Source organism: Pontibacillus marinus BH030004 = DSM 16465 (genome assembly GCF_000425225.1).
Lineage (GTDB): Bacteria > Bacillota > Bacilli > Bacillales > BH030062 > Pontibacillus > Pontibacillus marinus.
The window spans coordinates 60,780-73,011 of record NZ_AULJ01000013.1; the positions used below are offsets into that span (position 1 = coordinate 60,780).

The following is a 12,232-nucleotide window of genomic DNA, read 5'->3' on the forward strand; positions in this document are numbered from 1 at the left end:
TCACGATGAATGTGATTTCCTCTTTTCTTTTTTTTCTGGTACAGGATCAATTCCACCTGGGTGAAATGGTTGGCATTTTAGTATTCGTTTAATGGTTAAATAGCCACCCTTGATAGCTCCAAAGCGTTGAATTGCTTCAACTCCATATTGTGAGCATGTTGGATAAAAACGGCATGTAGGAGGCTTGATAGGAGATATGATTTTTTGATAAAAGCGTATTAGCCATAAAAATACATGCTTCATAGTAGTCTCATCCTTCATTTACTCTTGTGTTTTGTCGTAGGTAACTTCTGCAATTGCATCATGAAGGTGAATAGACTCTTCATTTTGACAAGAAACATAAAATTTCTCCACGTAAGGAAGTTCATACAGATCAGCTGCCACTAGTCGTACAATATCTTCAACAAATCGTGGATTTTCATATGCTTGCTCGGTAACAGCTTTTTCATCAGGGCGTTTTAGGACCGGGTGAATCCGTGCGCTTGCATTCGATTCAGATGCTTCTAAAAGAGCAGCTTTCCAGTCTGTCTGATTTTCATCAAAATCGTCAGTAAGCTTTACAGACATGGTAACTTGTCCACGTTGGTTATGAGCTGAATATTCACTGATCTCTTTCGAGCAAGGGCAAAGTGTAGTAATTGTTCCTTTGAGACTCACCTCTACATCATAGCCTGTATCTTCATGATATTGAACTTTCATTGTCGCATCTGCATGGTTCATGCCAGCAAGATCAGAAAATGGCCCCTTACGTTCGAAAAACCAAGGATAAGTAACTTCTACTTCAGCATCCTTTTGTTTTAGACGAGCTGCTAGTTCTTTAGTGAATCGTTTTAAGGTTTCTAGGTCAATGGCAAAACCTTCATTGTGATATTGGTCAAGTTGTTCAGTAAAACGACTCATATTTGTTCCTTTGCTTCCTTTTCCAATACTGGATGAGAAGCGGAATGTACCAATCGTTGTTTGAATTTCTGGCTTCATGGAACTATTTATCTTAATGGGGTGCTTCACATTCGTAATGCCTACTGCGTCTAAGTCAAATAGGAAATCTTTCTTTGTATTCTGTAAATCCACCATTTGTTCCTTCTCAACTGGTTTTGTGCGAGGTCCGGCTGGAACTGAACCGAACATTTTATGACGCTCATGTTTAGGAGGGAGTTGTTTATTTGCGTTAATGTTCGTCTGATTCATAGTGATGACTCCTTTCAGCTTCTTCTAAAGCTACTCAAAAGTATACATGATACTTAGTCTATTGTTCAATTTTTATACCTACCCATTGTACTCCACCTATTTGAATATATCTAGATTTTGTAGAAATCTTATAGGATATTCTGAATTCCTTTAAAGTAAACGTTTTCGATTATCTTAAAATTTCAAATTAGGAAAAATGGGTTGGCAATAGGTTTTACGTTGCATATTATAGATGCATCAACAATGATTTGGGAAGGTGAGAAACAGCTATGAAAGGAACAGCATTGTTCAGCACAGATCGTCAAAATGTAATTGTGCTTGAAGATATAGATCGTCAAACATTTGATGACATGAAAGATAAAGGTGGATTTACACGTACTAAGAAGTGTGAACGTGTAGGAGAAATCATAGAGCGTGTATGGCCAGTTAGCTTTTTTGATGCAGATATCGACTGGACTTACGGTTACTAATATAGAACCAAAAAACAGCCATGGGAAGCGGGATCTCATGGCTGTATTTTATTGATTACTCTATAAACTTATCTATGGTAGTTAGGACTTCTTTAACTATAGCCCCCTATTGTTGCAGACTTGGTTTCGAGATAAAGTGCGTATGGTTCCGTTGCTTTTATGGAGTGCGGCGGGCTGGGAAACGGGCTGCTTTCCTCGGACGAACGATCGAGCCTCCTCGTTCACTCTGTTACATCCATTTAATTTTCGGCTCAGTTTTATCCTTAATTCGTTTTATATTTGTTCTATGGCGATAGATCACAAATAATGTAAGGATACTTGTAACAATTATTAAACCAATGTTTTGCAGAATGATAGCTGAAATGACTGTAACTACTCCTGTTACCATTGAGGATAGTGAAACGTATTTGGTTAGATATAACATTAAAAAGAACGTAGCAAGCATAATGACAAAAAGAACTGGTTCAACTGCTAATATTACACCACCAGATGTTGCAACGGCTTTTCCACCTTTGAACTTCGCAAAGATTGGGTACATATGGCCGATAACAGCAAAGATCCCGATAATTAATATGTTAATATCAAGACCCATTAACCATGGTAGCAGGGAGGCAAAAGTTCCTTTTAAAATATCTCCAATTGTAACGATCAGACCAGCTTTGACTCCTAGTACTCGAAATGTGTTTGTACCACCTAAATTTCCGCTTCCGTGTTCACGAATATCAATTTTATAACCTAGCTTTCCTACAATCAATCCAAACGGGATCGATCCAATAACATACGCAATAAGTGCAAAAATTACATAACTCATCTAAAAACTCCTTTACCTTCGGCTATATGCTTTCTATATTCTATCAAAAACCATCCATTGAAAGAACATGAAATCAATTTTTCTAAAAACTATTTCAAAATTTGACAGAATTTTATACCATAATAGAGGGGGAGGAGAACAACTATGGCTAGAACAGAAGTGTATAAAAAGAAAAAGAATCGAACAACGTCCCTAATAGTTTTTTCACTTGCTTTTTTGTTTATTTTATCATCGATTGGGTTTTGGATCGTATATCCATTTCCTTCAGATGAAAAAGTACCGTACTTTACAGAAGACTATACAATGATATATGAAGAGGGTATATTCAATGATCAAGCGGTGCTTAAAGATCAACTTTATATACCATATACCTTCATCAAACAACAAATAGATTCTTCAATTGAATTTGATGAAGATTCATCATCCGTTATCATTACCACGGATCAAAAGGTTTATCAGATGCCAAGTGATTCATTAAACTACTATATAAATAATAGCGAGCAGAAGCTTTCATTTCCTGCGCTTAAACAGGAAAATGGTAGCCTTTACTTAGCTAGTGAGTGGCTTCAAAAGGTATATCCAATAGAAATACGTCATTTCAAAGATACAAAATCTATTCAAATTCTTGAGCACGATCAAATTCTTCAAAAGGCAACAATGAGAGCCACTGAAGATGAGGATTTAAGAAGAATGCGAACCGCTCCAACATTAACGTCACCTTATGTGGCAGAAATATCAGAAGGTGTTGAGTTATTTATCGAGGAGGACACCAAGGAGTATTTTAAAGTTCGGACAGAGAATGGTGTTGCGGGTTATTTAAAAAAATCTGTGGTTCAGCTTAACGGTACAGATCGAATTAAGGCAGAAGTCCAGGCCAACAAAATACCATTTAAGCCAAGCATAGAATGGCCTGTCCATGTGACTTGGGATGGGATTTACCAAGCAAGTGCTAACCCAACATCACAACCTGATCTTGAAGGTGTGAAAGTATTATCTCCTACATGGTTTGAGTTGCAAAATGGGGAAGGTGATATTCGCAATATTGCATCTAAACCCTATGTTGAACAAGCTCATGAAAAAGGATACAGAGTTTGGGCGCTATTCTCGAATGCGTTTGAACCTGATTGGACTCAAAAAGCTCTATCAACCTACGAATCTCGTCAAAAGATGATTAAACAATTACTCCAATATGCTGAAATCTATAACTTGGATGGGTTAAATCTTGATTTTGAAAATGTGTATGAACAAGATGGCCCAAAGCTAACCCAATTTGCACGAGAACTAACTCCTCTCGCCCATGAAGCAGGGTTAGTTGTTTCGATGGATATTACATTCATTTCAGAGAGTGCGATGTGGTCTAAATTTTATGAGCGTAAAGAGCTAGCAGATGCTGTAGATTATCTCATGGTTATGGCTTATGATGAGCATTGGAGTAGTTCTCAAGTTGCTGGTAGTGTAAGTAGTTTGCCGTGGGTGAAGCGGAATTTAAATCAGTTGCTACAAGTTGTACCTCATGATCGTCTCATTTTAGGAGTGCCGTTATATACAAGACTATGGAAAATTGAACAGGGGGAAAATGGTGAAAAGGTAAGTTCTGAATCATTTACTATGGAAGAAGCGGAAAAGTGGATGAAAGAACGAGACTTAGAACCTCAATATGATAAGAGTACTGGGCAAGATTATGTAGAATATCAAGTACCAGATAAACCGATCACCTATAAAATGTGGCTCGAAAATGAAACTTCATTAGCAAAACGAGCACAACTCGTACATCAATTCCAATTAGCCGGGATAGCAACTTGGAGCAAATATTTCGCTGATGATGAGGCTTGGAAAACGCTCGATCAAGAGCTTTCGCATAGAAAAATTGTACAAAAATCAGAATGAGCACACTGAAATAGGCAAGATGCTATGCATCTATGCCTATTTTTTATATCATAATAGTTAAGCTTCACTGATCAATTTGGTCGGAATTGAAGCGCAAGACATTCAAGGAGGTAAACCATGATAGAATTTCAGTCGGTAAGCAAGACTTTCCCTGACGGAACAGAAGCTGTTAAAGATATCGATTTAACAGTAAATAAAGGGGAACTGCTTACGCTTATTGGACCTAGTGGCTGCGGGAAAACAACGTCCATGAAAATGATTAATCGCCTCATCGAACCTACATCAGGGAACATCATCATTAACGATAAAGATATTAGAGAATATAAAATCGATGAACTTAGGTGGAATATCGGATATGTACTTCAAGAAATTGCTTTATTTCCACACATGACGATTGAAGAAAACATCGCGATCGTTCCAGAAATGAAAAAGTGGAAGAAAAATAAGCTCTCTAAACGTATCGAAGAGCTTATGGATATGGTTGGTTTAGAACCTGGTACATATAAAAAACGTAAGCCGAGCGAATTATCTGGAGGTCAGCAACAGCGTGTTGGAGTAATCCGTGCTTTAGCTGCAGATCCGGACATTATACTAATGGACGAGCCCTTTTCAGCGCTTGATCCAATTAGCCGCGAACAGCTGCAACAAGATATCCAGCAATTACAACAAGAAATCCAGAAAACCATAGTATTTGTAACACACGATATTGATGAAGCACTTGCGTTAGGAGATCGGGTTTGCTTAATGAAGGATGGCAAGATTGAGCAGTTATCAACTCCACAAGAGCTTATTCTTAATCCGCAAACAGACTTTGTAAAAAGCTTCGTGGGTGAACGAAAATCTCCATGGCAAACTGCTGTCGATGTTATGGCAGACAGAAGTCAATCGAATGCTATTCAAGAGTCAGAAGTGAATACCTTGAATAGCGAGGATTCAACGCTTTATATGATTGTAGATTCTAAGAATGATTATAAAGGTGCTATACAAAATGGAAAGAAATTAGATCTAAGAGCACTTCCAAATGGAATGCACCTTAGAAAAGCAACAGAAGAATTCGAAGCACAAGGTGTATCCGTACTTCCTGTTGTAAAAGAGAATAAGTTTATTGGAACGTTATCTTATAAAGACATTGTTCAGTACCTTCAGAAGCAAACCACGATGGAAAACGGGGTGATTCAACAATGAGTCAATTCATGTCCGTTTTCGAAAGTCGACAAGAGGAATTAATGCAGTTAATTTGGGAGCATTTGCAGTTATCTTTAATTGCCCTTTTACTTGCTATTCTTATCGCTGTACCACTTGGGCTTGCCCTTACACGTACCAAACGATTGGCAGAGCCCATCATTGGTGTAACAGCTGTATTACAAACCATTCCAAGTTTAGCGATTTTAGCTTTTTTAATACCGATACCAGCCATTGGTACAGGAACAGACAATGCCATTATCGCTCTTACTCTCTATGCATTACTTCCAATCCTCCGTAACACCTACACGGGGATCAAAGAAGTAGATCCTGCTTTAAAGGAAGCAGCTGAAGGAATGGGAATGAGCTCATTAAGACGTTTATCTCGTATAGAACTACCAATAGCAATGCCAGTAATCATAGCGGGTATTCGTACTTCTATGGTATTAATTGTGGGTACTGCTACAATTGCGGCACTAATCGGTGCTGGTGGATTAGGTAACTTAATTCTTTTAGGAATTAATCGAGGTGCAGAGGTGAACCTGATTTTACTAGGAGCTATACCAGCTGCTTTATTAGCTATTTTCTTAGATGTGATTCTCCGAGGATTTGAAAAAGTAGCAGAACGTGCAAAATCAGGATTTAAATCCTTGCTTATTTTCATCATTATTGCGGCCCTGATCGTTGCAACCCCATTTGTAATTGATACACAAGGGGAAGAAGAAGTACAAGAGACAGACCTTGTGATAGGAGCTAAGCTTGGTGCAGAGCCTGAGATTTTAATCAATATGTACAAACTTCTTATTGAGGAAGAAACAGATCTAAATGTTGAGTTGAAGCCTCGGTTTGGTAAGACAGCGTTTGTGTTCAATGCATTGAAAGTGGGAGATATTGATATCTATCCTGAATTTACAGGTACTGCTCTTGTAACCCTTTTAGAACAACAAGCAAACAGTAATAAGCGAAATGAAGTGTATCAGCAAGCGAAAGAAGGAATGCAGCAACAATTTAACATGGCATTCCTTGAACCGATGCAGTTTAACAACACGTATGCAGTAGCTGTGCAACAAGATTTTGCTGAAGAAAATAACCTGAAATCAATTGGTGATCTGAAAAATATTGAAAATCAAGTTACAGCTGGATTTACACTTGAGTTTATTGATCGTGAGGACGGGTATAAAGGTATGCAAAAGCTCTATAATTTAGATTTAGCTAATGTGAAATCCATGGAACCTGGTGTTCGTCAAAAAGCGATCACGAGTGGGGAAGTAGATGTTATTGATGCATATGCTACAGCTGGTTATATGATCGAATATAACTTGAAAGTACTTGATGATCCGAAAAATCTATTCCCTCCATATCAAGGCGCTCCATTAATGCGTCAGGAAACATTAGAAAAATATCCTGAGTTAGAGAGCATTTTAAATCAACTTGGTGGTAAAATAACCAAGAAACAAATGCAGGAAATGAATCACAAGGTTGATTTCCAAAACAAAGACCCTGAAGATGTTGCGAAAAATTATTTGCAGGAGCAAGGTTTGATTGACTAAAGGAGGATACGTAATGGGAATCAAAAATCCAGGCAAACAAGAAATGAAGGAAATTTTATTGGATGCAAAAACAATTGCCGTTGTAGGATTATCCGATAATCCGTCACGTACATCCTATCAAGTTTCAAAAGCGATGCAGGAAGCGGGATATAAGATTATCCCTGTTAACCCAACAATTGAAGAGTCTCTTGGGGTTAAAGCTGTTGATTCTCTTGATCAAATAGAAGAGCAGATTGATATCGTGAATGTGTTCCGTCGCTCTGAATTTTTACCTGAAATTGCAAAAGAAGCATTCGAAGTAGATCCGAAAGCTTTCTGGGCTCAACTTGGAGTAGAGCATGAGGATGCTTACGAATATTTAACTCAACGTGGTGTAACAACGATTATGGATACTTGTATTAAAGTCGTTCATTCTGCTACATTAGGTGTTTAGAGAATCAATTGTTAAAGAAATCCCTGTCAAGGCAGGGATTTTTTTATTTGATGTATAAGTTATAATAGGATATTGATGCGTGAATAACTGTGTAGGAAATACCTTATTGTTATTCAATGCAAATAGGCCTTTCATAAGCTGCTTTCAACTTACCTATTTGCGAATGGACAAAAAAAGGCTAAAATAAGATACAGGCTCAAGGGAGGAGCTCTTATTTACAAAAACGAACATTCGTTCTATTATTGTAAAAAGGGCATTGAAAGGAGTACAAATAGATTGGTTACGAATTCGACACAATACAATGATGATTCAATTCAAGTTTTAGAGGGGTTAGAAGCTGTACGTAAACGACCTGGTATGTACATAGGTAGTACAGATCATCGTGGCTTACATCACCTCGTTTATGAAATAGTAGATAACGCAGTAGATGAAGCATTGGCTGGCTTCGGCGAGCGTATAACAGTAACAATACATAAAGATCACAGTATTTCTGTACGTGATGAAGGACGTGGTATGCCTACAGGGATGCATAGCTCAGGAAAACCCACCCCTGAAGTCATACTAACCGTGCTCCACGCAGGAGGTAAATTTGGACAAGGTGGATATAAAACATCTGGTGGTCTACACGGTGTAGGTGCTTCTGTAGTAAATGCTCTATCAGAATGGTTAGAGGTTACCATTTATCGCGATGGTCAAACCTACTATCAACGTTTTGAAAAAGGCGGTAAGCCTGTAACTTCGTTAGAACGAAAAGGAAATACGAGAAAAAGTGGAACATTAATTCAATTCAAACCAGATCCAGAAATGTTCTCTACCACAACATATCATTTTGAAACCTTATCGGAACGTTTACGTGAAGCGGCTTTCTTACTAAAAGGACTGGAAATTGTACTAGTTGATAAGCGTCATGACATGGAAGAGAGCTATAAGTATCCAGATGGGCTGGAATCATTTGTTTCTTATTTGAACGAAGAAAAAGATACGCTTCATCCTGTAGTTGCTTTTGAAGGAGAAGTTGAGAACATTGAAGTAGACTTTGCTTTCCAATTTAACGATGGCTACGCTGAGAGTATGCTTTCGTTCGTAAACAACGTACGAACAAAAGATGGAGGTACACACGAATCAGGTGCTAAAACCGCTATTACGAGAAGCTTCAATGACCATGCGCGTAAAACAGGGTTGTTAAAAGAGAAAGATAAAAACCTTGATGGAAATGATATACGAGAGGGATTCACGGCTGTTGTGTCCGTTCGAATTCCAGAGGAAAAGCTCCAGTTTGAAGGTCAAACGAAAAGTAAATTAGGTACATCTGAAGCACGTTCAGCAGTAGATTCAATCGTTTCTGAAAAACTCTCTTATTTCTTAGAAGAGAACCCTGATTCAGCAACAATGCTCATTAAAAAAGCGATTAAAGCGAAAGAAGCACGTGAAGCAGCAAGAAAAGCACGTGAAGATGCACGATCAGGCAAGAAAAAGAAACGAAAAGAAACGATGCTTAGCGGGAAGTTAACTCCTGCACAATCCAAAAACCCGCAAAAGAATGAATTATATCTTGTCGAGGGTGACTCAGCAGGAGGATCAGCTAAACAAGGAAGAGACCGACGTTTCCAAGCTGTACTACCACTCCGAGGTAAGGTTATTAATACTGAAAAAGCAAAGCTTCAAGATATTTTGAAGAATGAAGAAATCTCAACAATCATTCATACAATTGGAGCTGGAGTTGGTGCAGATTTCAATTTAGAAGATGTACAATACGATAAGATCGTTATCATGACTGATGCGGATACGGATGGGGCTCACATTCAAGTTCTTTTATTAACGTTCTTTTATAGATATATGCAAGAACTAATTAAAGAAGGAAAAGTTTATATTGCATTACCACCGCTTTATAAAGTTTCAAAAGGGAAAGGCAAAAAAGAACAAATCAAGTATGCGTGGGAAGAAGATGAGCTTCAGGAAATTCTGAAGGAGTTTAAGAATGGTTATACCATTCAACGCTACAAAGGTTTAGGTGAGATGAACGCCGAACAACTTTGGGAGACCACGATGAGCCCAGAAACGCGTACATTGATTCGTGTGACAGTTGATGATATGGCGCAAGCAGAGCGAAGAGTGACTACCCTTATGGGAGGTAAAGTTGAGCCACGACGTAAGTGGATTGAATCTCATGTTGCCTTTGGACTTGAGGAACAAACAAATATACTAGAGAACGACAAGCTACAATCGTAAGAGGGGGATATACTTTTGGCTGAAACAGAAAAATATATGGATCTGCCTTTAGAAGAAGTATTAGGCGATCGTTTTGGACGTTATAGTAAATATATTATTCAAGACCGTGCTCTTCCTGATGTAAGAGACGGTCTTAAACCTGTACAACGCAGAATTCTTTATGCAATGGATCAGGAACGAAACACACATGATAAACCTTACCGTAAATCTGCTAAGACTGTTGGTACGGTTATTGGTAACTATCACCCCCACGGTGATACATCTGTATATGATGCCATGGTCCGGCTAAGTCAGGATTGGAAGGTACGTAATGGTTTAGTAGAAATGCACGGAAACAATGGTAGTGTCGATGGAGATCCCCCGGCTGCCATGCGTTATACTGAAGCAAGACTATCGAGTATTTCATCACAATTACTACGAGATATTGATAAAGAGACCGTAGATTTCATTCCAAACTTTGATGATACGATCCAAGAACCTGTAGTACTTCCCGCAAAGTTTCCAAATCTCTTAGTGAACGGGTCTACAGGTATTTCTGCAGGTTATGCTACTGAAATTCCACCTCATAACCTTGAGGAAGTCATTGATGCTGTCATCATGAAAATTGATAAGCCTAATGTAACGGTTGATGACTTAATGACAGCAATTAAAGGACCCGATTTTCCAACGGGCGGCATTATTCAAGGTGTCGAAGGAATTAAGCAAGCTTATGAAACAGGAAAAGGTAAAATATTTGTTCGTGCACGTGCCGCAATTGAAGATATAAAAGGGAATCGCCAGCAAATAGTGATTGACGAGATTCCATTTGAAGTTAATAAAGCGACACTCGTAAAGAAAATGGATGAGTTACGCTTAGATAAAAAAGTAGAAGGTATTGCAGAAGTGCGTGATGAGACAGATCGCACAGGCCTTCGAATCGTGGTTGAGCTTAAGAAAAATGCTGATAGTGAAGGCGTGCTAAACTTCTTATACAAAGCTACAGACTTACAGATTAATTACAACTTCAATATGGTAGCCATACAAGATAAGACACCTAAGCTGTTAAGTCTACAATCTATTTTAGATTCTTATATTTCACACCAGCGTGAAGTTGTCACACGTCAATCCCAGTATGACTTACGTAAAGCAAAAGAACGTGCGCATATTGTTGAAGGTCTTATGAAAGCCATATCTATCTTAGATGATGTTATTTCTACAATCCGAGCTTCTAAAGATAAGCAAGATGCGAAGAAACAAATCATGAACGCATTTGACTTTACAGAAGCTCAAGCAGAAGCCATTGTAAATCTTCAATTGTATCGTTTAACGAACACAGACATTACATCTCTTGAAAAAGAGTCTGGAGAGTTAAAGCAGAAAATTGAGGAGCTTGAAACCATCTTAAATAACGAAAATAAACTTTTAAATGTAATCAAAAAAGACCTTCGCTCAATTAAGAAACAGTACTCAACACCTCGTAAAACGAAGGTTGAAGAGAAGGTGGAAGAGCTTAAGATTAATCTAGAGGTTACAGTACCTAGTGAAGATGTATTGGTTTCGGTTACGAAGGAAGGGTACACAAAACGAACGAGTCTTCGTTCATATGCAGCTTCAAGTGGTGCTGACTTCGCAATGAAAGAGGGAGACCATTTATTAGGCTTATTTGAAATCAATACAACAGATACGCTTCTTTTATTCACGAATAAAGGGAATTACTTATTCTTACCTGTTCACGAGTTGCCAGATATCCGTTGGAAAGACCTCGGACAGCATGTGGCAAATATCATAACAATCGATAAAGATGAGCATCTCATACGTGCTATTCCAATTCGCGATTTCTCTGAAGAGAAGTTCCTCATGTTTGTTACGAAAAACGGTATGATTAAACGAAGCGAATTAGGCTTATATCAAGCTCAACGTTATTCTAAGCCTCTAGTAGGTATAAACCTTAAGGGAGAAGACGAATTGGTTGATGTTCATTTAACTGATGGCCACTGTGATGTGTTCCTTGCTTCTAATAAGGGGTATGGATTGTGGTATCACGAATCTGAAGTTAAACCGATTGGTCAGCGAGCTGCTGGAGTAAAAGCTATGCAGTTGAAAGATGATGAATGGATCGTAGGCGGAAAAGTATTTGGTGATTTAACTGACCCATCCATTGTGTTAATTACACAGCGTGGAGCGGTCAAACGAATGAAGCTGAAAGAGTTTGAGAAATCTACTCGAGCGAAGAAAGGCGTAGTCATGCTCAGAGAGTTAAAACGAAATCCTCATAGTGTCGCAGGCATAGAAATTGTTCATGATGAAGATATACTTTATTTTGAAACAGATAATGGTACAGTTGATGAATTTATGCCACTAAAGCTGAAACCTAGCGATCGGTACAGTAATGGATCGTTTGTGATTGATACGGATGAAACTGGTGAAGTCATAAAGGTTTGGAAGGCGAAAGATTATGAGAAAGTGTTTGATGATGGACAAGCCGAAGAGCAACAATAATATT

10 protein-coding genes are annotated in these 12,232 nt (G+C 38.3%); 7 read left to right on the forward strand and 3 right to left on the reverse strand.

The window, feature by feature from the left end; all coding sequences use genetic code 11:
- Together yidD and folE2 are read right to left on the reverse strand one after the other, a co-directional pair.
- Window positions 1-243 (reverse strand): membrane protein insertion efficiency factor YidD, encoded by a 243-nt coding sequence (gene yidD, locus H514_RS0103410; protein ID WP_027445681.1) that lies wholly within the window; start codon window positions 241-243, stop codon window positions 1-3.
- Between the two features lie 18 nt (window positions 244-261).
- Entirely contained in the window at window positions 262-1,188 is a 927-nt protein-coding gene (gene folE2 / locus H514_RS0103415; RefSeq protein ID WP_027445682.1) for a GTP cyclohydrolase FolE2, read from the reverse strand.
- A gap of 269 nt (window positions 1,189-1,457) precedes the next feature.
- Here folE2 and H514_RS0103420 point away from each other — a divergent pair, with 269 nt between their 5' ends.
- Window positions 1,458-1,658, forward strand: a complete 201-nt coding sequence (locus H514_RS0103420; protein WP_027445683.1) for a hypothetical protein — start codon at window positions 1,458-1,460, stop codon at window positions 1,656-1,658.
- A gap of 229 nt (window positions 1,659-1,887) precedes the next feature.
- Here H514_RS0103420 and plsY read toward each other — a convergent pair whose 3' ends face one another.
- Window positions 1,888-2,469 (reverse strand): glycerol-3-phosphate 1-O-acyltransferase PlsY, encoded by a 582-nt coding sequence (plsY, locus tag H514_RS0103425; RefSeq protein WP_027445684.1) that lies wholly within the window; start codon window positions 2,467-2,469, stop codon window positions 1,888-1,890.
- A 144-nt stretch (window positions 2,470-2,613) separates the two neighbouring features.
- Between plsY and H514_RS0103430 the strand changes: the two genes are divergently transcribed.
- From H514_RS0103430 to parC, 6 genes are all read left to right on the forward strand, one after another.
- Complete coding sequence (locus H514_RS0103430) at window positions 2,614-4,356, forward strand: glycosyl hydrolase family 18 protein (protein ID WP_027445685.1); 1,743 nt, start codon at window positions 2,614-2,616, stop codon at window positions 4,354-4,356.
- A gap of 117 nt (window positions 4,357-4,473) precedes the next feature.
- On the forward strand, window positions 4,474-5,541 hold the full coding sequence (locus H514_RS0103435; RefSeq protein WP_027445686.1) for an ABC transporter ATP-binding protein: 1,068 nt from the start codon (window positions 4,474-4,476) through the stop codon (window positions 5,539-5,541).
- Window positions 5,538-7,088, forward strand: a complete 1,551-nt coding sequence (locus H514_RS0103440) for an ABC transporter permease/substrate-binding protein (RefSeq protein WP_027445687.1) — start codon at window positions 5,538-5,540, stop codon at window positions 7,086-7,088. The genes H514_RS0103435 and H514_RS0103440 overlap by 4 nt, the downstream gene beginning before the upstream one ends.
- A 13-nt stretch (window positions 7,089-7,101) precedes the next feature.
- A complete protein-coding gene (locus H514_RS0103445) occupies window positions 7,102-7,521 on the forward strand; it encodes a CoA-binding protein (protein ID WP_027445688.1) in 420 nt (139 codons plus the stop codon).
- Between the two features lie 276 nt (window positions 7,522-7,797).
- Window positions 7,798-9,750, forward strand: a complete 1,953-nt coding sequence (gene parE, locus H514_RS0103450; RefSeq protein ID WP_027445689.1) for a DNA topoisomerase IV subunit B — start codon at window positions 7,798-7,800, stop codon at window positions 9,748-9,750.
- Between the two features lie 15 nt (window positions 9,751-9,765).
- A complete protein-coding gene (gene parC, locus H514_RS0103455; RefSeq protein ID WP_027445690.1) occupies window positions 9,766-12,228 on the forward strand; it encodes a DNA topoisomerase IV subunit A in 2,463 nt (820 codons plus the stop codon).
- Window positions 12,229-12,232 lie beyond the last annotated feature (4 nt).